Source organism: Sandarakinorhabdus sp. FBCC-B8862, from assembly GCF_059745315.1.
In genome coordinates this window covers 2,427,419-2,447,252 of sequence record NZ_CM185574.1, presented here as the reverse complement: position 1 = coordinate 2,447,252, position 19,834 = coordinate 2,427,419, and the positions used below count along the sequence as shown (strand labels likewise).

The window sequence follows — 19,834 nt, the reverse complement described above, 5'->3', positions numbered from 1 at the left end:
GCACAGGTTTACAATATCCGCTGGAGCCACATCACGGCCGACAGCAGTGCCAATTGGGACCCGGGCGGCTGGTTCCTCAACAATGATTTCTATCAACTGACCGACGACAATGTCCCCGGCAACACGCTGCAGGGCGGCGCGTTCCAGATTGCCGTCAACCCCGGCGACCAGTGGGGTTTCTATGTCTACACCACTGATGGCGACTTCGGGCGCGGTGCGCTCAGCATCGCCGCCGTGCCGGAACCGGAAAGCTGGGCGCTGCTGATTGCCGGCTTTGGCCTGACCGGGGCGGTGCTGCGCCGGCGCCGCGCGGCGCTGGCCTGACAGGCTGGGGGGCTTTTCAAGCGCGGCGCAAGCCGGCACTCTGCCGATCATGTCTGCCAAACCCGCCCCCCGTGCCCTGCCGGCCTTCGCCTGCCTGAATGCCGTCATCGCGCTGGCATTCGGCACCTTTGCCGCCCATGGCATCAAGGATCCGCAGGCGCGCGACTGGATCATGACCGGCGTCATGTTCCAGCTGCCGCATGTGGCGGCCGTGTTCGGCCTGCTGGCCTGGCGGCGCTCCACCCTCGTCTACAGCGGTGCCTGGGCCGTGAGCGTTGGCAGCTTCATCTTCGCCATGGACTTGAACCTGCTGGCGCTGGGCGCCCCGCGCTGGGTGGCGGCGCTGGCCCCGGCCGGCGGCACCGCGATGATGTTCGGCTGGCTGTGGCTGGCGGTGATCGCCTATGCCGGCGATGCGCTGCAGCGGTTCGAGGATTAAGGCCTAGCCATGCTCCCAGCCCAGCCGGTCAGGCAGGGCCAGGGGATTGCTATCTTGGCTGAGGGACAGGCCGGCGCCGGCCACCACGCTGCCGATGCGCGTCACCGGCGTTTTGCCCGCCAAGGCCACCACATCCACGTCGGCGGGCGCGGTGAACAGCAGCTCATAATCATCACCGGCCGTCACCCGCGCCAGAAGATCATCCAGCCCGGCGGCCGGCACGCCCAGCGGCACGGCATCAAGATCAATGGCGAGCCCAACGCCGCTGGCCGCTGCCAGCCGCTGCGCATCGATCAACAGCCCGTCTGACACATCCATCCCGGCCGTGGCGATGCCGCCCAGCGCCTGGCCCAGTGCCAGGCGCGGCATCGGCCGGCGGAAGCGGTTGAGCAGCTGCTTGTCAAACGGTGCCCGCCCCTGTGCCACCGCCAGCCCCAACCCGGCATCGCCAATCGTGCCCGAAACCCACAGGCCGTCGCCCGGCTGCGCCCCAGCCCGGCCGAGCGCCTTGCCGGGCTCCACCCAGCCGATCGCCGTCAGGCCCAGCACATGGCCGGCCAGCCCGCCCACCGTGTCCCCGCCCCACAGCGCCACGCCGAAATGATCGAGCGCGCGCGCCAGGCCGGCGGTGAAGGCATCGCGCCAGGCGGCATCATCGGGCCCGGCGAGGCCCAGCAGCACCCCGGCCGGGGTGGCGGCCATGGCGGCGAGGTCCGACATATTCACCGCCAGCAGCTTCCACGCTACATCGCCGGGCGGATCATCGGGCAGATAATGCACGCCGGCGGCCAGCACATCATGGGTGAACACCAGGTCGCGGCCCAGCGGCGGCGTCCACACCGCGGCATCATCGGCGAGGCCGCGCGCGGCCAAGCTGGTGGCGATGGGCGCCAGGCGGCGGGCGATGAACTCCCGCTCCGCCAAGCGGTCAGCCGCGCACGCGGCGGGCCAGCGTGTCGAGCAGGCCGTTGACGAAGCGCGCTTCCTTTTCCGGGTGGAAGGCGTGCGCGACATCGACATATTCGTTGATGACGCTGGCCGCCGGCACATCGGCGCGCGCGACCAGTTCATAGGCCGCCGCCCGCAGCAGGGCGCGCATGGGACGGTCAAGCCGGTTCAGCGTCCAGCCTTCGGCCAGCGCCGCGCCGATCAGCTCATCCAGCTCGGCCTGGCGCCGGGCCACGCCCGAGACGACATCATCGAAGAAGGGCTCATCGGCGGCGAGATATTCGGCGCCCTCGATTTCCTGGCCCAGCCGGTGCTGGTGGAATTCGGTCAACAGGCGCGGCACCGTCTCCCCCCGCATTTCCAGCTGGTACAGGGCCTGCACGGCGGCAAGGCGGGCCGCAGAGCGGGCGCGATAATCGGGGGTCGTGGTCACGGGCGCGGCCTTACGCCGATTCAGGGGTGGGGGGCAAGCGCTGGCCGGCCCGGCGAACTTGTCCACAGGCCATCAACAGGGTTGCGCACCCCGAAATTTTCCGCCCAGCCTTGAGTGGCAGGCCGCCATGGGCGACAAGCGGCCATGGCCACCCTCCCCCCCCAAATTCCCACGCTGCGCGTTGTTGATCCGGCCCAGCCGCTGGCCGGCCTGCCGCAGAATCTCGAGGCCGAAGCCGCCCTGCTCGGCGCGCTGATGATCGACAACCGGCTGGTGGAGGATGTCGTCACCAAGCTGAAGCCCGATCATTTCGCCGATGCGCTGCACGGCCGCATCTTTTCCGCCATCCTGACCCTCGCGGCGCGCGGCATGGCGGCAACGCCGGTCACGCTGAAGCCGCTGTTCGATGCCGATCCGGCCATGCAGGAGCTTGGCGGCCCCGGCTATCTCGCCACCCTCACCCAGAATGGCGCCGCGCTGCTGGCGGCGCGCGATTTTGCCAACCAGATCTATGATCTGGCCCTGCTGCGCGAGCTGATCCGCGTCGGCCGCGACATGGTGACCGAAGCCAGCGACACCAGCCGCGACATCGAACCCATCCGCCAGATCGAAGCGGCCGAAATGGCGCTCTACAAGGTGGCCGAAGCCGGCGAGGTGCAGGGCGCCGTCAAAAGCTTCCGCGAGGCAGCGATGGAAGCGGTGAAGATGGCCGACCGCGCCAAGCGTTCTGGCGGGCATCTGTCGGGCTATACGACCGGCCTCACTGGGCTGAACGAAAAGATGGGCGGCCTCCACCGGTCTGACCTGCTGATCCTCGCCGGGCGGCCGGCCATGGGCAAGACCAGCCTTGCCACCAACATCGCCTTTTCCTGTGCCCAGCGTTATGCCGCCGATCTGGCGCGCGGCATCGAACCGGAAAAATCCAGCGGCGCGCCGGTGGCGTTTTTCAGCCTGGAAATGTCCGCCGATCAGCTCGCCACCCGCATCCTGGCCGAACAATCCGAAGTGAACGGCGAAGCGCTGCGCATGGGCAAGATCAGCGACGATGAATTCGCCCGCCTGGCCCGCGCCTCCACCGAATTGACCAGCCTGCCGCTGTGGGTGGATGACACGCCCGGGCTTTCCATTGCGGCGCTGCGCACCCGTGCCCGCCGGCTGAAGCGCCAGCATGGCATCGGCCTTGTCGTCATCGATTATCTCCAGCTGCTCACCGGATCAAAGACCGGCGGCAGCGACAACCGCGTGCAGGAAATTTCCGAAATCACCCGCGGCCTGAAGACGCTGGCCAAGGAATTGAACGTGCCGGTGCTGGCGCTGTCGCAGCTGAGCCGCGCCGTCGAAAACCGCGAGGACAAGCGGCCGCAGCTGGCCGACCTGCGCGAAAGCGGCACCATCGAGCAGGATGCCGACATCGTGCTGTTCGTCTATCGCGAGGAATATTATCACAGCCTGAAACAGCCCGATCCCGAAGAGACGGAAAAGCACGCCAAGTGGCGGGAAAAGGCCGAGAAAATCTTTGGCCTGGCCGAAGTGATCGTGGCCAAGCAGCGCCATGGCGCCACCGGCACGGTGCCGCTGACCTTCATCAAGCAGTTCACCAAGTTCGCCGACCGGGCCGAGGGCGATTACCCGGGCTATTGAGGCCCCAAAACCCCGTCATTTCGCCACTATCGGCGCAGGCAGGCCAAGCGCATCGCATTGGCACTGGCGCTGCGGTTTTGGCGGTGGCAGTCTCTTTGCCAAGCCAAGGGGAACAGGGGTCTGATGATCAGTTCGTTTGAAGGGCCGACGCGGCGCGAGGTGTTGCGGGCGATCGGCATGATGGCGGGCACCGCCGTGCTTTATCAGGCCATGGAGGTGCTGGGCCACGCCAAGGAAACCCAGTTCGCCGGTCCGCCCAATCTGCAAGGCGCCCGACCGGGCACCCGGGTGGTGGTGCTGGGCGCCGGGCTTGCCGGCATGCTGGCCGCCTATGAACTGGCCAAGGCCGGCTATGCGGTGCAGATCCTGGAATATAACAACCGCCCCGGCGGCCGGAACTGGTCGCTTTATGGCGGGGACACCTACACCGAACTGGGCGGCGCCACCCAAAAGGTCGGCTTTGCGCCCGGCAATTATCTCAACCCCGGCCCGTGGCGCATCCCCTATCACCACCGCGCCCTGCTGCATTATTGCAAGGCCTTCGGCGTCGCGCTGGAGCCCTTCATCCAGATGAACCAGCAGGCGCTGGTGCACAGCGCCAAGGCCTTTGGCGGCAAGCCGATGCGCTATCGCGAGCTGCATGCCGATTGGGATGGCAATGTGGCCGAGCTGTTGTCGAAGGCGATCGACAACCGCGCGCTCGATTCGGTGATGACGAAGGAAGACGCCGACCGCCTGCGCCTGGCGCTGCGCGAATGGGGCGCGCTGGATCAGAATTTCAAATATACCAAGAATTATCGCTCGTCCCGCCGCCGCGGCTTTGATCGGCCGCAGGGCGGCGGCGTGCTGGGCGAACCCATCCCGTCCGAACCCTATGCCTTCAAGGACATTCTGGATTCCGGCATCTGGCGCGTTGTTTCCCAGCACATGAACCTGGATCACCAGCACGCCATGTTCCAGCCGGTGGGCGGCATGGGCATGATCGGCCGCGGCTTTGCCAAACAGGTGGAAGGCAAGATCAAGTACAACCAGAAGGTGACGGCGATCAGCCAGCAGGGCGGCAAGGTGACGGTGACCCACACCGATACCGGCACCGGCGTCACCGGCACCACCGAGGCCGATTATTGCGTCTGCACCATTCCGCTCTCGGTGCTCAGCCAGATCGATGTCGATTGCAACCCGGCACTTGATGCCGCGATCAAGGCGGTGCCCTATTCCAACTCGGTCAAGGTCGGCCTCGAATTCAAGCGCCGTTTCTGGGAAGAGGAGGAGGCCATCTATGGCGGCATCAGCTTCACCGACCGCGAGATTTCGATGATCTCCTACCCGTCGGGCCGGCTGCACAGCGATGGCCCGGCGGTGATCCTGGGGGCCTATACTTTCGGCCCGGCTAGCTACAAATTCGCCGGCATGCCGCCCGAAGAGCGCATCGCTCGCGCGCTGGAGCAGGGCAGTGTCTTCCACCCCGGCCGCTACAAGGAAGAGTTCATCGGCGGCGCCACCGTCGCCTGGAGCCGCAGCCCCTTCACCCTGGGCTGCTGCGCCCAGTGGAACGAGGACACCCGCAAGGAACATTATCAAACGCTGTGCGCGGTCGACAACCGGCTGGTGCTGGCCGGCGAACATGCATCCTATGTCGGCTGCTGGATGGAAGGGGCGATCCTGTCGTCGCTGGATGCCATCACCCGCCTGCACAAGCGCGCGCTGGAGGCCTGATCATGCGTTTCACCCTGTTTGTCGCTGCCACCCTCGCCGCTGCCCCGACGCTGGCGCAAAAGCCGGCGAAGGAGCCGCCGCCGCATCCCGGCGCGGAAGTCTATCAGAATGTGTGCCAGGCCTGTCACATGGCCAACGCCGGTGGGGCTGTTGGAGCCGGCCGCATCCCGGCGCTGGCCAGGAACGGCGCGCTGGAAGCCGCCGCCTATCCGATCATGGTCGTCACCGGCGGCAAGGGTGCCATGCCCTGGTTCCGCGGCCAGCTCACCGATCAGCAGATTTCCGACGTGATCAACTATGTTCGCAGCAATTTCGGCAACAAATACAAGGACAAGGTGACACCGGCGATGGTGGCGGAGCAAGGCATCCCGGCCCCGCGCGGCGGCCAGGGCGAACGCTAGGGTCAGACCGAGAAGCTGGAGCCGCAACCGCAGCCCGACGCGGCATTGGGGTTGCGCACCTCGAAGGCGGCGGCGCCGATCTTTTCGACATAATCGACCTCGGCCCCGGCCACGAACGGCAGGCTGTCGGGGTCGATCACCATGGTGACGCCATCGGTTTCCACCGTCACGTCCTCGGCCGCCGGGGCGGCCTCCAGGCCAAAGCGATATTGGAAGCCGGCGCAGCCGCCGCCATCAACGGCCAGCCGCAACATCAGGCCGGGCTTGCCCTGGCGGGCAGCAATGGCGGCAACACGGGCGGCAGCAGCCGGGGTCAGGCGCGGGGGCATATCCATGGCTGCAATGTAAGGATGCCGGCTGCGGCTTGCAACCGGCTGCGGCTCAGCGGCCGCTGCGCACCGTCCAGCGGCGGCCGCCGGCCATCACCTCGTCGCCATCGGCGACCGGGGCAAAGGGTTCATCGGCAGCAAAGTTCAGCGGGGCGATCACGGTCGGCCGCGATTTCACCGGGCTGTTGATGCCGAAGCTGGCCAGATCGATGAACGGCTGCGGATCCAGCGGGCGGCTGTCCAGCCGGATTTCGAAATGCAGGTGGGTGCCGGTCGAACGGCCGGTGGAGCCCATGCCGCCAATCACCTGGCCCTGGCGCACGACATCGCCTTCCTTCACGTGGAAGCGGCTCATATGGCCATAGCGGGTTTCCATGCCATTGCCATGATCGACCACGACGACCTTGCCATAACCGGCCCACCAGCCGGCGCGGACGACCACGCCATCAGCCGCGGCGTGGATGGCATCGCCGGTGCTGCCCAGCATGTCGATGCCGGCGTGGAAGGCGCCGCCGCCATGGAAGGGATCGGTGCGATAGCCGAAATCCGACGACGGGCGATACTGGTTCACCGGCATGAAGGCCGGGATGCGGGCGAAGGTGGCAGCAACCTTGGCCATGCGCTGGGCATTGGCCTGCAGATCACGCACCTGCGGATCATTGGCGGTGATGAACGGGCCGCCAACGCCGCTGGCGCCCAGGAAGCGCGACGGATCCAGGCCCAGGCGCTGCAGCACGGCTTCGGCACGGGCTTCACCGGCCGGCGCGGCACCGATCAGCGTCGCGACCGACTGGCCAGCGCGCGGCAGCATGCGGGCCAGGGCGGCCGAATCGGTGCGGTCATTGGCCAGTGCGGCCAGAAATTCGCGGCGTGCGGCCGCCATGCTGTTCACCGGGTTGGTGGCGCTGTCATCGCCCAGCATCGTATCGCAGGCGGCAGCAGTGGAAACCGGGGCAGCAGGAAGGGCGGCAATCTGGGCAGCGGCGGGGGCAGCAGCGGCAACCAGGGCCAGCAGCCCCGCCTTTGCCATCGATGCCAGTTGCCACGCCATGATCCGGTTGCGACCCTTCTTGTGTGGAGGGTCGCGGCGGTCAAACCCGTCACACGCCGGAACCATTGCTCCGGTTGATCAGGCCTTGCCTTCGCTGTCCCCTCGTCCCCGGGCTGTCCCGGCGACACCGGCTATCAAGCAGGCCGGTGGGGGGTGAACAACGGGCCAAATGCCCCCCAGCGGCCAACCGTTCGGCGCTGGCGACGAACTGTGAAAAAATCGTGTCACCGGTCATGCAACCCCGGCGAAGCAGCGGCCGTAACTGCAGATTGGGCAACCTGGGCCGGCTGGGCACACCAGCCGGACAGGGTCACGCGAGGACGCCCAGAGGCTGGTGCCGATTCGGCGCCCCGGCACGGGGCCACGGGCGCCTTGAGTCAGCCCAGCCTCTTTCGCTTGCATAGCGCCAGCGTCTCATCCCAACCCGCTCATGCCGAGCTTGTCGAGGCACGCTCCAGGCGCGGTGCCCAGCCTCTTTCGGCCGGTCAGGCCAGCGTCTGCGCCGCGGCCAGCACCGCTTCGGCATGGCCGGGCACCTTCACCTTTGGCCAGGCCTGCGCCACCACGCCATCGCGGCCGATCAGGAAGGTGGCGCGTTCGATGCCCATATATTTCTTGCCGTACATGGATTTTTCCACCCACACGCCAAAAGCTTCGGTCACGGCGCCCTCGTCGCTGCCCAGCAGCACGGTCAGGCCATGCTTGGCGCGGAACTTGGCGTGGCTGGCCACGCTGTCGCGCGAAATGCCGATCACCACCGTGTCGGCGGCGTCAAACTGGTCCTGCAGCGCCGAAAACGCCTTGCCCTCGTTGGTGCAGCCCGGCGTGTCATCCTTGGGATAGAAATAGACGACCAGTTTCTTGCCGGCAAAATCGCCGCTGCTGATCGGGCCGGTGTCGCCCGGCAGGCTGAAGGCGGGGGCGGGGCTGCCGGCTTGGGGCATGGTCATGGCGCGTCTCCTGTGTTGAACACCGCTGCCCATGCCACGCGCACCTGTTCCCTGGCGAGGGCGAGCTGGGCCGTGAGGGCGGCGAAATTTGCCGCACCCAGCGCCCGCGCCAGGATGGCGGCCACCGGTTCGGGCAGGGCATCGGGCACCTTGGCCCCGGCAAACAGCAGCCGCAGCCAGATCAGGGTGCGCGCAAGCAGATCATGGGCGGCCAGCAGATCGGCCGGCAACTGGCCATCGGCAATCAGCGCGGCCAGCGCCGCCGGCAGTTCGGGGTGCAGACCGCGCCCGCTGGCGAGCTGGCGGAAATGCACGATGAATTCCAGATCAACCAGCCCACCGCTGGCCAGCTTCACGTCAAAGCGGCCCTGCGGCTTCTTCGCCGCCGCCATGTCGGCCCGCATGGCCAGCACGGCGCTGCGCAGGGCTGCCGCGTCACGCGGCCGGCCCAGCACATTGGCAATCACGGCCTGCGCCGCTGCCGCCGGCCCGGCCACCACGCGGGCGCGGGTCAGGGCCATATGCTCCCAGCTTTCTGCCTCGTCGCGCTGGTAGCGGGCGAAACTGGCCAGCGAGAGCGCCAGATTGCCCTTGGCGCCCCAGGGCCGCAGCCGTGTGTCCACCTCATAGAGCGCGCCGGCGGCGGTGGGGACCGACAGGGCGGTGACCAGCCGTGCCGCCAGCCGGTTGAAATATTGGCTGGCCGGCAGCGGCCGCGCCCCGTCTGACACCGCCTCATGATCGCCGCTGAACAGGAACACCAGATCGAGATCGCTGGCATGGGTCATCGCCCGGCCGCCATGCCGGCCCAGCGCCAGCACGATCAATTCGCCGCCGGGCACATGGCCGTGCGCGCGGGCAAAATCAGCGGCCACCACCGGCAGCAGCAGGCGGATCGCGGCATCGGCCAGATCAGCGAGGCTGCGGCCGACCACCAGCGCATCGCCATGGCCTTCGATCAACTGGGCGCCCAGCTGGAAGCGCCGCTCCGCCGTCCAGTGCCGCACCCGGTCCAGATGCTCCTCCACCCCGTCCGCGCGCCGGCACAGGCTGGCGAGATCGGCGGCCAGCGCATCGGCATCGGGCAATGGCGCGAAGGCATCGGGCGCCAGCATCACATCGAACAGCGCGGGATCACGCGCCAGCGCGCCGGCCAGCACGGGAGTGATGCCGATCAGATTGCCGAGCAGGGTGACGAGCCGCGGGTTGGCGCGCAGCAGCGCCATGAACTGCGCGCCGGCCGGCAGGCTGCCCAACAGGCCATCCAGCCGGGTCGCCGCCTCGCGCGGATCGGCGGCGGCGGCAAGCCGTTCGATCAGCGCGGGCAGGATGATCTCGAAATCGCCGCGCGCCGCCTCGCTCTTCAGCGCGCGATATTTGCCCTGCCGCCAGCTGGCGATCAGCGGCGGCAGCAATTTGGCAAGGCCAGGGTGATTGGCCTTCAGCCAGGCGCGGGGATCGGCTGGCACCGGTGTCGCCTCCGGCGTCGCGGCGCGGATCAGCCGGTCATAGGCGGCGGCCACCGGCCGGGTGATGCGATCGACCTGGCTGGTCAGCGCCGCGCCATCCTTCAGCCCGCACAGCCGGGCGACGGCGTGCCGGTCGGCAGCCAGCCTGGGGATGGCATGGGTCTGCTCATCCCGGCGCATCTGCAGCCGATGTTCCAGTGTGCGCAGCGCGCGATAGGCATCGGCCAGGCTGGCGGCTTCCGCTGCGCTCACATGGCCGGCAGTGGCGAGTGCGGCCAGGCCATCCAGCGTGGCGGGCGCCCGCATGGCCGGGTCGCGCCCACCCCAGATCAGCTGGTTGATCTGGGCAAAAAACTCCACCTCGCGGATGCCGCCGCGCCCGCGCTTGAGATCATAGCCGGGGCCGATGGCCTGCCCGCCTTCGAAATGGTCACGGATGCGCAAACTGACCGACTGGATGTCGCGCACCGCCGTGTAATCCAGGCTGCGCCGCCACACGAACGGGCGGATCTGCTCCAGAAAGGCGCGGCCCAATGCAATGTCACCACCGACAGCGCGGGCGCGGATGAAGGCGACGCGTTCCCAGGTCAGCGCTTCGGATTGATAATAATGTTCGGCCGCCGCCACGCTGATCGACATCGGCGTGATTTCGCTGGCCGGGCGCAGCCTGAGATCGATGCGCGCCACATAGCCATCGGGGGTGAGATCATTGAGGATGGCGACCGCCCGCCGCGCGATGCGCACTGCCGCCTCGCCCGGATCCTCGCTGCCGCGGCAGGGGATGGCGGCGGGATCATGGATGAAGATCAGATCGGCATCCGATGAATAGTTCAATTCCCGGCTGCCGAGCTTGCCCAGCGCCAGCGCCACCAGACCCCGGTTGGCGGCGCCGCGTTCGGCGAGCGCGGTGGCGATGGCGGCATCGATGGCGAGATCGGTGAAGTCCGACAGGGCGGCCGTCACCTGCTCCAGCGACCACAGGCCGGCCAGATCGGCCAGCGCGGTGATCAGGGCAACATCGCGGCGGGCGGCGCGCAGGCGGGGCATGATCGGCTGCGCCGCATCGCCGGCCAGCGCCAGCGCATCGGCCAGCGCCGCCTGCGGCCCGGCCGCGGCCAGCCGCGCCAGCGTCGCCGGCCGGCCGCGCATCAGGCCCTTCAGGAACGGCGCTTCGGCCCAGGCCGTGGCCGCCGCCGTGACCAGCGCCGGATCAAGGCCGACGGGCAGCAGCGCGGCCAGATCGGCAGGCGGGGTTTGATCGGGCAGGGTCAGCCGCACGGCCGATCAGCCGGCTGCGCCATCATTCAGGGCCTCGGCCTTCGCCCGGCGCTTCTCGGTCAGCCAGATGCCGATGATCGACAGTTCATACAGCAGCACCAGCGGCACGGCCAAGGCGACCTGGCTCCACAGATCGGGCGGGGTGAGCACGGCAGCGACGATGAAGGCCGCGACAATGGCATAGCGGCGGCCGGCGATGAGATTGGCGCGGGTGATGATGCCCGCCCGTTCCAGCAGCATCAGCAGCACCGGCAGCAGGAAGGCGACGCCAAAGGCCAGGATGAGGCTGGTGACCAGATCAAGATACTCGCCCATCGCCGGCAGCGCCTCGCGGCTCACGCCGTCGCTGCCGCCCAGCGACTGGAAGGTGAGGAAAAAGCGGAAGGCCGCCGGCATCACGCCATAATAGGCCAGCGCCGCGCCGGCAGTGAACAGCACCGGCGTCGCCAGCAGGAACGGCAGCAGCGCCTTCTGCTCGCGCTTGTAGAGGCCGGGCGCCACAAAGCGCCACAGCTCGTTGGCGATGAACGGGAAGGCCATGCAGAACCCGGCAAAGGCCGCGACGCGGATTTCGGTGAAAAACGCCTCATACAGCTTGGTGTAGATCAATCGCGCGCCATTGCCGGAGGCATCGACCAGCGGCTGCACCAGGAAATCGAAGATATGGCCGGCCTGGGAAAAGGCGATGCCAAAGGCGATGACGAAATAGACCACGCAGCGCAGCAGCCGGGTGCGCAGCTCGATCAGGTGATCAAGCAGCGGTGCCTTGCTGGCATCGATATCGGCGCGATCGGCCTCGGCGTTCATGCCGCCTCTCCCTCGCTCTCGGCGGTAGCGGCAGGGGTGGCGGCCTTCTTCACCCGCGGCTTGCGCGCCTTGGGTGCCGGTACAGGCTCGGGCTCAGGCGCCGGCAGTTCGGCCACCGGCGCCGGTTCGGCCCAGGGATCGGCCGCCGGCACCGGGCCGGCAAAATCCGGCAGGCTGCCATCAGGCAGCGCGCTGGCCTTCATGATGGCCTCGTTCTGGGCGGCCCAGATCTTCTGCATCTCTTCCAGTTCGGCCTCGCGCATCATCGCGTCGAACCCGGTGCGCAGATGCCGGCTCATGGCGCGGGCCTTGCCCACATATTGGCCCACCCAGCGCAGCGCGCGCGGCAGATCCTTCGGCCCGATGACCAGCAGGGCCACCAGCGCGATCACCGCCAGTTCGGAAGAATCAATGCCAAACATGTCGAGACCCTGGGGCCGGGGGCGGCCCGTGGTGCCGGATCAGCGGCGGGTGTCTTCGGTGACCGGATTGGCCTGGTTCTGCGGCGCGGCCGTCACCTGCGGTGGCGGGGCCGGCGGGGTTTCGCCTTCGTTCAGCCCCTTCTTGAAGCTGTTGATCCCCTTGGCAAAATCACCCATCAGATCGGAAATCCGGCCCCGGCCAAACAACAGCATGATGACCAGGATGACCAGCAGCCAGTGCATGAGGCTGAGCGAACCCATAGCGAATATCCTTGGCGTCGATTGAAATGCCCTGCCTTCTTACGCCCTTGGGCGGGCGATGGCCAGTGGCCGCATCACGGCCCGCCTCACACCCGGATCAGCCGGCGGCCAAAACTGGCCCCGCTGAACAGGCCGGAAAAGGCGGCTGGCAACTGTTCGATCCCGTCAAAAATCTCCTCGCGATACTTCACCTGGCCCGCCTTGATCAGCCCCGCCAGTTCCGCCTGCGCCGCCGGGAAGGCCGGCAGATCATCAAACACCACCAACCCCTCCATGCGCAGCCGCTTGCCGATGAATTCGCGCGTGTTGTGGATGCCCGGCGCCTCCTGCGGCGTCAGGTTGTAATCCGCCACCTGCCCCGAAATCACGATCCGCCCCTGCATCCGCATCACCGGCAACGCGCGATCGACACTGGCGTTGCCGACATTGTCGAACAGCACATCCCAGCCATCCTTGCTGGCCTCGGCAAACTGCGCGTCAAAATCCGGCGCCTTGTAATCCAGCGCGGCGTGAAAGCCGCAGTCCTCCACCAGCCAGCGGCACTTTTCCGCGCCGCCGGCAATGCCCACCACGTTGGACGCGCCCCACAGCTTCGCCAGCTGGCCTGCGGTGGCCCCCACCGGCCCGGCCGCACTCGTCACCAGCACGCGCTCCCCCGCCTGCAGATTGGCCACCCGCTTCAGGCCAAACCAGGCCGTCATCCCCGGCACCCCCAATATGCCGTTCCACAGGCTCAGCGGCACGCCCAGGTCCGGCACCTTGGCCAGATATCCGCGCCCGTTCGACACCATGTGCGTGGCCCAACCCGTACCCATCACCAGCTCACCGGCAGCGAAACGCGGGTGGCGGCTCTCCACCACCTCCCCCACCGCAAAGCCATCCACCAACTGCCCCGGCTGCAACGGCGGCGCATAGGAGGCGCCGGGCGACAGCCGCGACCGCGTGCCCGGATCACAGCTGATGAAGCGGTTGGCGATCAAGAGCTGCCCTTCGGCCAGCTCCGGAATCGGCAGTTCTTCCAACCGGAAATCATCAGGCGTCGGCGCGCCCACGATGTGCCGCGCCAACACGATGCGTTTCATTGTTCCCGCCGCCATGCCACTCTCATCCCTTCAAGAACCGGAGCCCATCATGGACCAACGCATCAGCATCGTCACCCTCGGAACCGACGATCTCCCCCGCGCCGTCGCCTTCTGGGAAGCCATGGGCTGGCCGCGCAAGGCCCGAACGTTCGACGCCATCGCCATGTTCCAGTGCGGCGGCCTTGCCTTCGCCATCTACCCGTTCGACAAACTCGCCGAAGACTGCGGCATGCAGGACCGCGGGCCCGGCTTCGGCGGCTTCACCCTCGCCCACAATGTCGGCAGCAAGGCCGAAGTCGACGAACTCCTCGCCCGCGCCGTCGCCAACGGCGGAACCTTGCAAAAACCCGCCCACGACGCCTTCTGGGGCGGCTACTCCGGCTATTTCTGCGACCCCGACGGGCATCCGTGGGAAGTGGCCTACAACCCCTTCATGGTGCCGGGGCCGGATGGAACGGTAACGCTGGGGGATTGAGGAGCGTCATATATGCAGCTGCGCATCCATGCGTTGGTGCAGGATGCGGATGACGGCAATGTCGTCGCCCTCTACCCGGAAATAGATCATGTGCTGCTCCACCGGCCGGCGCCGATAGCCGGGCCGAACATGGTCGCACGCCGGCGCCAGCAATGGCGCTGCGGCAAGGGCAACAAAGGCCGCCTCGATCAGATCGGTATAGTGCATCGCCTGATCCAGACCCCAGCGGGCCACGGTGGCGTCAAACATCGCCTCAAGGTCCTGCTGCGCCCGTGGGCTGAGCCGAACCTCAGCCATGCTGGTCAAGCTTGCGCTGCCTGAACGCGGCAAAATCAAAAGGCTCGGGTGCACCACTCTGTTCGCCAGCGATCAGCGCGTCACGCACCGCATCAAGCGCCGCAGTCCGTTCCTGCGCGCGCCGAATAAGGTCACGGATGGCTTCGCTGTCGTTGGTATAATGGCCGGCGGCAATCTGGCCAGCGATCCACGCATCCTGCTGCGCCGTCAGCGTGATGGTCTTGCGTACCGTGGCCATGGCTGCACTCTTGTTCATATTATTGGTGCAGTTTTGCATATTCACGGCAGGCTCGCAACCGTGGCTGTCACACCGCCGCCACCTGTTCCGCGTCGCCTTGGGGGCGGTTGAGGGGAAGAGAAAAAGAGCCTCCGGCGGGCAGGGGCGAGGCCCCTGCACCCGTTGGTTTTTGGGCAGCACTTGATGGCGGGTTTGGGGTGGTTTGCGGAATGACAGCCTCCGGATGGTCGGGGTGCATTCCACTACGTCACAGCGCGTGATCTGCCGGTCCCGGTGATGTATTCCTGATTCATAGTGTTCCGATGGGGTTAAGATGATGCCGCATTTCGTTTTCGAGTCCGATGCCGACGGCAACATCGTACGAATTCTAAAGGACGACCAGCTGCACGAAGAGTCGGTGCGCCTGGAGCAGCTTTTCTCGATAGTTACCGTGTACTTCCGGCTTGCGTCCGAGCATCTGGAGCGAATGGCATCATTGAGGGACAGCAATGCCCGGCGATGTGCCGGTCTACAGTCGTTCTTGATGAGCCTCACAGGATTGGAGGCATTTACAAACACGTTTTTCCATCTACGCGCGCAGGAGATCGAGAGCAACGAAATGATAGCGCGGATAAAGCAGTCTCATGGCTCGTTATCCAAGAAGATATCTGAATTAGCTGCGATGGGCCTAGACAGCCCACTCGTGGATCAGGACGCGCTTCTCGAAAGGATCTTTGAGCTGTCACAATTACGAAACGAGATTGTGCATCCCCGCTGGACACCCTCGGAGTTGACCATCGCCGGTGAGGTGCCGGTCAACATCTCCGGTTTGGTTGAGAACCGTCAGGCGATGTTTGAGGATGAGACGTTGTGCCGGGAAGCACTGTGACGTGCACCCCTGATTGGTACCGATCAGAAGTAGAGTCCTGTGCTTTGATGGCTGATGGTTGATGTGATGGCAACGGGGTTGGGGGCATGCCCCCAACCCCGTTGGCCGGCGATCTCGGCAGGGGTGCATCCGCCCAGTTTCGAGTGCGGCCTGACGGTGTTGTAGTCGTGCTTCCAGGCCGCGAGGATCGATCTGGCGTGCGCCAGCGATGTGAACAGGGTCTCGTTCAGGCATTCGTCGCGCAGCCGGCCATTGAAGCTCTCCACGAAGGCGTTCTGCGTCGGCTTGCCCGGCATGATGTAGTGCCATTCCACCTGCCGCTCCTGTGCCCAGCGCAGGATGGAGGTCGAGGTCAGTTCGGTGCCATTGTCGCTGACCACCGTCAGCGGCTTGCCGCGGACGGCCGCCAAGCTGTCCAACTCCCGCGCCACCCTTGCACCGGACAGCGACGTGTCGGCCACCAGCGCCAGGCACTCACGCGTGAAGTCGTCGACCACGCACAGGATGCGGAAGCGCCGGCCGCAGGCGAACGCATCACTGACGAAGTCGAGTGACCAGCGCTGGTTCGGCCCCTGCGGCATCGTCATAGGTGCCCTGGTGCCCAACGCCCGCTTGCGGCCGCCACGGCGGCGCACCTTCAACCCTTCTTCCCGGTAGATCCGCAGGAGCTTCTTGTGGTTCGGCGCATGCCCTTCGCGCGCCAGCAGATACCCCAGGCGCCGATAGCCGAACCGCCGCCGTTCGCCAGCCAGCTCACGCAACCTGGTGCGCAAGCCAGCATCATCGGGACGGGTCGGTTCATATCGAACCACCCGCCTCGCGACACCGATCAGACGACACGCCCGCCGCTCGCTCAGCCCGAACGTCTCCCGGGCATGGGCGACCGCATTCCGCTTCGCGTCGGGCGTCACCATTTTTTTGAGCTGATGTCTTTCAACACGGCGATATCCAGCATCGCCTCCGCCAGCAGCTTCTTCAGCTTGGCGTTCTCATCCTCCAGCGACCGAAGCCGCTTGGCCTCGGACACCTCCAGGCCACCGTACTTGGCCTTCCATTTGTAGAACGTCGCCGAACTGATCCCGTGCCGCCGGCAGACCTCGGCAGTCGCCATGCCCGCCTCCTGCTCCTTCACGATCCCAATGATCTGCTCGTCCGAAAACCTGCTCCGCTTCATGCGTCCGTCTCCTCGAGAAACGGACTCTACCCAAAAATGGGACCAATTCAGGGGTGCACGTCAACTGTTCTGGACGCTCCTCGCCGTCGCGCGAGTGGGCGAGGCTCGCGGTTACAAAGAACTCAGCGGCTTTATGTTTCACTGGACCGGAAACTATGGTCTGAGTCTGGAGGTGATCACCTCGCAGCTCGGTGTGGCTTGATTAGCCTTTCTCGCTTCCTTTTCGTCGTCCTGACAAACTATGCCGCCGAAGTCCGCATCGCCCTTCGGGCTCCAAAGCTGTCGGTTCGCTCTTGGCCCACAGGCTTTCTAAAGGCATCTGCACATATGTCTTCCGGTAACGGCATTACTCGCCAAGCACATTGATGTCTGAATTTGGGCCACAACCGGACTCACCTGCCAACAGCGCACTCGAGAACGAACGGGTGCAGGAGCCTCGCCCCTGCCCGCCGGAGGCTCTTATCGGTCTATACCAAACGGCTTCCCCAGCAACGCCACCCCCCAAACGCAAACGGCCCCTCGCTCCTGGGTGGGGGTGGAGCGAGGGGCCGGGCGGGCCCTCCCCGCCAGAGTGGCTGCCCCGGGGGGAGGCAGCACACTGGAGACGATATCAGAACCTGAAGCCGATTTCAGCCCCGATCACGCGGCGCTGGCCGGGCGAGATGAACGAGCCGCCAAATTCGATGGCGGGGATGACTTCGTTCAGCCACTGCTTGTCGAGCAGGTTGTTGGCGAACACCGACGCGGTCCAGTTCTTGCCTTCGATGCCGGCGCGCAGGTTGACGATGCCGAAGGCGTTGCGGCGCGTCACGTCATAGCGGGCGTTGCCCACCACGGCGGGCAGCGCCAGTGCGGAGATCGGCAGCAGGCCGCTGAACAGGGTCGGCTTTTCCTGGTTCTGCACGCTGTGGAACCAGGTCGGGCCGGTCAGGCGATAATCGGCGCGGAAATTGGCCTTCAGCCCATCGGTCACCGGCAGGCTGACCTGGGTGCCGACATTCAGCGTGTAATCGGCGGTATAGGGGCTCTTGTTGCCCACCGTGTCGGGCCGGCTGCTGTTCTTCTTGATCTCGCTGCCATTGAGGTTGCCCGAGGCGAACAGCGTCCAGCCATCGACCACCTTGGCCGAAACATTGGCTTCGGCGCCCCACACGTCAACCCGGTCGATATTGGAGACGACGCGCAGCAGGCCGAAGCCGCCGACGAAGAATTCGAAGAACTGCATGTCGCGCACCTGGGTGTAATAGGCGGCGAGGTCATAGCTGATGCGGTTGTCGAACAGGCTGCCCTTGATGCCGGCTTCAAACGCCGACGAGCGTTCCAGGCGATATTGATCGTTGATGCGCACGCCGGCGTTGATGGTGCCCACGGTCACGCCGTTGTTGAAATTCTGCGCGACGATGGCGGCCGAACCCTGGTTGTTGAAGCCGCCCGACTTGAAGCCCACGCCCCAGTTGGCGAACAGGTTGGTGTCGTCATTCAGCTTGTACCCCAGGGTGATCTTGGGCTGCAGCTGCTTGAACGTGTTGGCGGCCGGCGGGATGGCGCCATTGGCCTGGCCCGGGTTGATGCGGGCGCCGGTGATCGGATCATTCACCAGCGGCACCAGATTGGTGGCGCGGCGGCGTTCAATGTCATAGCGCATGGCCAGGCCCACGGTGAAGGCATCGGTGGCCTTCCAGTCCACGGTGCCGAACGCGGCATAGACATCGGTGTTGAACCGGTCGTTGAACAGCTGGCTGGTCGGGTTGCTCGAACCCGGCGCGTTGTAGAGCGTGGGCGACACGCCCTGGCCCAGATCGGCGCCCAGGCTGACACCGGTTTCGCGGCGGATGTTCAGATAATAAAGGCCGACCGACCAGTTGAGCGGGCCATCCAGCGTGCTGGCATAGCGGATTTCGGCCGAGACATCTTTCTGCTTGCGGGTCTGCAGCTGGGTGCCGTCGCAGGTGGTCGGGCTATAGGCGCCAAAGGTGGAGCCGTTGGCCGGCGCGAAGATGAACGGCACCGGGATCTGGCCGATGAAGGTGGGCGCCGCCAGCGCAAAGCCGGTCAGCTGCGCCGTGGTGGCGAAGCATTTGTTGTTCACCGCCTGGCTGGTGGGGTTGTTGATGTTGCTGATATAGCGGGCGAAATCGGCCGAGGTGCCGTCCGCGGTCAGCGACTGGTCCACATCGGAAAACAGCGTCCACGCCGTCAGCTTGCCCTTTTCGAACTCATGTTCGATGCGGGCCGATGCTTCCCAGGTGGTCTGCTCATTGGTCGGCCGGATATTGCCATAGTATTGGAACTGGCGGTTGTTCACATTCTCGTAGAAGGCCGGGTTCACCGCGGCAAAGTTCGGCAGGTGGAAGCTGGCGTTGAAGTTGATCGACGCGCCGGTCAGGCGGGCGTGGCGGGCCTTCACATCGAGCGTGGTGGCATCGCTCAGCTTGGCGACCAGCCGGCCATCAAAGCCATAATTCTGCTGATCATCCACCACCTTGGCATTGCCCAGGAAGCGGTTGCGCCAGAAGCCGTCGGTGGTCTGGTAATTGGCCGAAACCACAAAGCCGACCGTGCTGCTGAGCGGGCCGGCGACATAGCCAAAGGCCTGGCCGGTGGCGAGTTCGCCATAATTGGCGCGCAGCGCGCCCTCGATCACGTCACCGGGCTTCACCGTGGTCATCACAATGGCGCCGGCGGCAGCGTTGCGGCCATAGATGGCGCCCTGCGGCCCCTTCAGCACTTCCACCTGGCGCAGCGTGCCCTGCACCTGGTTCAGCTGGGCGGTGTTGGTCTTCAGGATGCCGTCGACCACCAGCGCCACGCTCGATTCGGCGTCACGCGCGCCGTTGAGGCCGCGGATGTTGATCTGGGTGTCACCGGCCTCGGCCGAACCCGAAACGATGGTCACGCCGGGGGTGAGCTGCACCATTTCCTGGGTGCGGAAGGTGCCGGTGGCGGCCAGCGTTTCGGCGGTGATCACCGAAACGGTGGCCGGCACATCCACCAGCCGCTCGCTGTTGCGGCGAGCCGTCACGATGATCTCGTCGCCGGCATCCTCGGTGGCGGCGGCGGCCTGCTGGGCGGCGGCCGGCGACGCAACGGCGGCCACCGATAGCAGCAGCGCGGTCACCAGTGCGCGGCGCGCGGTCACCTGATTGCCCGTTTCGGCCACGAAATCCTGCATCTTGCCCACTCCCGGTTGGTGCGCGACCACTCCCTGCCGCGCGCTTCAGCCGCTCTTGT

General features: G+C 66.2%; 20 protein-coding genes and 1 pseudogene. 7 read left to right on the top strand and 14 right to left on the bottom strand.

The genetic code is table 11. The features are described from left to right. Positions 1 to 225: 225 nt before the first annotated feature. Together AC6BOR_RS11845 and AC6BOR_RS11840 are read left to right on the top strand one after the other, a co-directional pair. A pseudogene (locus AC6BOR_RS11845) lies at positions 226 to 324 on the top strand (PEPxxWA-CTERM sorting domain-containing protein); the annotation flags it as partial. 49 nt (positions 325 to 373) lie between these two features. Continuing rightward, positions 374 to 763, top strand: coding sequence for a DUF423 domain-containing protein (locus AC6BOR_RS11840; protein ID WP_086115249.1), 390 nt, complete (start codon positions 374 to 376; stop codon positions 761 to 763). A gap of 3 nt (positions 764 to 766) precedes the next feature. Here the strand turns inward: AC6BOR_RS11840 and thiL are convergent, their stop codons facing one another. Together thiL and nusB are read right to left on the bottom strand one after the other, a co-directional pair. Then, positions 767 to 1,687 carry a thiamine-phosphate kinase gene (thiL, locus tag AC6BOR_RS11835; protein ID WP_498058609.1) on the bottom strand — a complete coding sequence of 307 codons (921 nt, stop codon included), beginning with the start codon at positions 1,685 to 1,687 and terminating at the stop codon, positions 767 to 769. Positions 1,688 to 1,691: 4 nt separating this feature from the next. After that, the gene (nusB, locus tag AC6BOR_RS11830) at positions 1,692 to 2,144 is read right to left on the bottom strand and encodes a transcription antitermination factor NusB (protein ID WP_243375303.1); all 453 of its coding nucleotides are present in this window, start codon (positions 2,142 to 2,144) and stop codon (positions 1,692 to 1,694) included. 144 nt (positions 2,145 to 2,288) lie between these two features. Here nusB and AC6BOR_RS11825 point away from each other — a divergent pair, with 144 nt between their 5' ends. The 3 genes from AC6BOR_RS11825 to AC6BOR_RS11815 all read left to right on the top strand — a co-directional run bounded on the left by AC6BOR_RS11825 (position 2,289) and on the right by AC6BOR_RS11815 (position 5,902). Continuing rightward, complete coding sequence (locus AC6BOR_RS11825) at positions 2,289 to 3,785, top strand: replicative DNA helicase (protein ID WP_498058608.1); 1,497 nt, start codon at positions 2,289 to 2,291, stop codon at positions 3,783 to 3,785. Positions 3,786 to 3,908: 123 nt separating this feature from the next. Next, positions 3,909 to 5,501, top strand: a complete 1,593-nt coding sequence (locus AC6BOR_RS11820; protein ID WP_498058607.1) for a flavin monoamine oxidase family protein — start codon at positions 3,909 to 3,911, stop codon at positions 5,499 to 5,501. Between the two features lie 2 nt (positions 5,502 to 5,503). After that, entirely contained in the window at positions 5,504 to 5,902 is a 399-nt protein-coding gene (locus AC6BOR_RS11815) for a c-type cytochrome (RefSeq protein ID WP_498058606.1), read from the top strand. Positions 5,903 to 5,904: 2 nt separating this feature from the next. Here AC6BOR_RS11815 and erpA read toward each other — a convergent pair whose 3' ends face one another. The 8 genes from erpA to AC6BOR_RS11775 form a co-directional block, all read right to left on the bottom strand. Continuing rightward, positions 5,905 to 6,237, bottom strand: a complete 333-nt coding sequence (gene erpA / locus AC6BOR_RS11810) for an iron-sulfur cluster insertion protein ErpA (RefSeq protein ID WP_498058605.1) — start codon at positions 6,235 to 6,237, stop codon at positions 5,905 to 5,907. Between the two features lie 46 nt (positions 6,238 to 6,283). Further along, positions 6,284 to 7,282: a M23 family metallopeptidase gene (locus tag AC6BOR_RS11805; protein WP_498058604.1), complete on the bottom strand. Its 999-nt coding sequence runs from the start codon at positions 7,280 to 7,282 to the stop codon at positions 6,284 to 6,286. 485 nt (positions 7,283 to 7,767) lie between these two features. Then, positions 7,768 to 8,226, bottom strand: coding sequence for a peroxiredoxin (locus tag AC6BOR_RS11800; RefSeq protein WP_498060657.1), 459 nt, complete (start codon positions 8,224 to 8,226; stop codon positions 7,768 to 7,770). Between the two features lie 2 nt (positions 8,227 to 8,228). Continuing rightward, a complete protein-coding gene (locus AC6BOR_RS11795) occupies positions 8,229 to 10,979 on the bottom strand; it encodes a bifunctional [glutamine synthetase] adenylyltransferase/[glutamine synthetase]-adenylyl-L-tyrosine phosphorylase (protein ID WP_498058603.1) in 2,751 nt (916 codons plus the stop codon). A 6-nt stretch (positions 10,980 to 10,985) separates the two neighbouring features. Continuing rightward, positions 10,986 to 11,786: a twin-arginine translocase subunit TatC gene (gene tatC / locus AC6BOR_RS11790; protein ID WP_498058602.1), complete on the bottom strand. Its 801-nt coding sequence runs from the start codon at positions 11,784 to 11,786 to the stop codon at positions 10,986 to 10,988. Beyond that, positions 11,783 to 12,208 (bottom strand): Sec-independent protein translocase protein TatB, encoded by a 426-nt coding sequence (tatB, locus tag AC6BOR_RS11785; protein ID WP_498058601.1) that lies wholly within the window; start codon positions 12,206 to 12,208, stop codon positions 11,783 to 11,785. Before tatB ends, tatC begins: the two co-directional genes overlap by 4 nt. Positions 12,209 to 12,247: 39 nt before the next feature. Beyond that, entirely contained in the window at positions 12,248 to 12,469 is a 222-nt protein-coding gene (locus AC6BOR_RS11780; RefSeq protein WP_086115260.1) for a twin-arginine translocase TatA/TatE family subunit, read from the bottom strand. A gap of 86 nt (positions 12,470 to 12,555) precedes the next feature. Further along, on the bottom strand, positions 12,556 to 13,551 hold the full coding sequence (locus AC6BOR_RS11775) for an NADP-dependent oxidoreductase (protein ID WP_498058600.1): 996 nt from the start codon (positions 13,549 to 13,551) through the stop codon (positions 12,556 to 12,558). A gap of 49 nt (positions 13,552 to 13,600) precedes the next feature. Here AC6BOR_RS11775 and AC6BOR_RS11770 point away from each other — a divergent pair, with 49 nt between their 5' ends. Then, positions 13,601 to 14,026 carry a VOC family protein gene (locus tag AC6BOR_RS11770; RefSeq protein ID WP_498058599.1) on the top strand — a complete coding sequence of 142 codons (426 nt, stop codon included), beginning with the start codon at positions 13,601 to 13,603 and terminating at the stop codon, positions 14,024 to 14,026. 6 nt (positions 14,027 to 14,032) lie between these two features. Here the strand turns inward: AC6BOR_RS11770 and AC6BOR_RS11765 are convergent, their stop codons facing one another. Together AC6BOR_RS11765 and AC6BOR_RS11760 are read right to left on the bottom strand one after the other, a co-directional pair. Beyond that, complete coding sequence (locus tag AC6BOR_RS11765) at positions 14,033 to 14,323, bottom strand: type II toxin-antitoxin system RelE/ParE family toxin (protein WP_498058598.1); 291 nt, start codon at positions 14,321 to 14,323, stop codon at positions 14,033 to 14,035. Next, positions 14,316 to 14,600 (bottom strand): type II toxin-antitoxin system ParD family antitoxin, encoded by a 285-nt coding sequence (locus tag AC6BOR_RS11760; protein WP_498060656.1) that lies wholly within the window; start codon positions 14,598 to 14,600, stop codon positions 14,316 to 14,318. Before AC6BOR_RS11760 ends, AC6BOR_RS11765 begins: the two co-directional genes overlap by 8 nt. A 274-nt stretch (positions 14,601 to 14,874) precedes the next feature. On the opposite strand from AC6BOR_RS11760, the gene AC6BOR_RS11755 reads away from it, so the two are divergent. After that, entirely contained in the window at positions 14,875 to 15,429 is a 555-nt protein-coding gene (locus AC6BOR_RS11755; RefSeq protein WP_498058597.1) for a hypothetical protein, read from the top strand. Between the two features lie 23 nt (positions 15,430 to 15,452). Here the strand turns inward: AC6BOR_RS11755 and AC6BOR_RS11750 are convergent. Both AC6BOR_RS11750 and AC6BOR_RS11745 read right to left on the bottom strand, forming a co-directional pair. Then, positions 15,453 to 16,603 (bottom strand): IS3 family transposase gene (locus AC6BOR_RS11750; protein ID WP_498058281.1). Its coding sequence is split into 2 segments (ribosomal slippage): positions 15,453 to 16,351 and positions 16,351 to 16,603, totalling 1,152 coding nucleotides; the frame shifts between segments, so codons are not numbered across the junction. A gap of 610 nt (positions 16,604 to 17,213) precedes the next feature. Further along, positions 17,214 to 19,775, bottom strand: a complete 2,562-nt coding sequence (locus AC6BOR_RS11745; protein WP_498058596.1) for a TonB-dependent receptor — start codon at positions 19,773 to 19,775, stop codon at positions 17,214 to 17,216. Between the last annotated feature and the right edge of the window lie 59 nt (positions 19,776 to 19,834).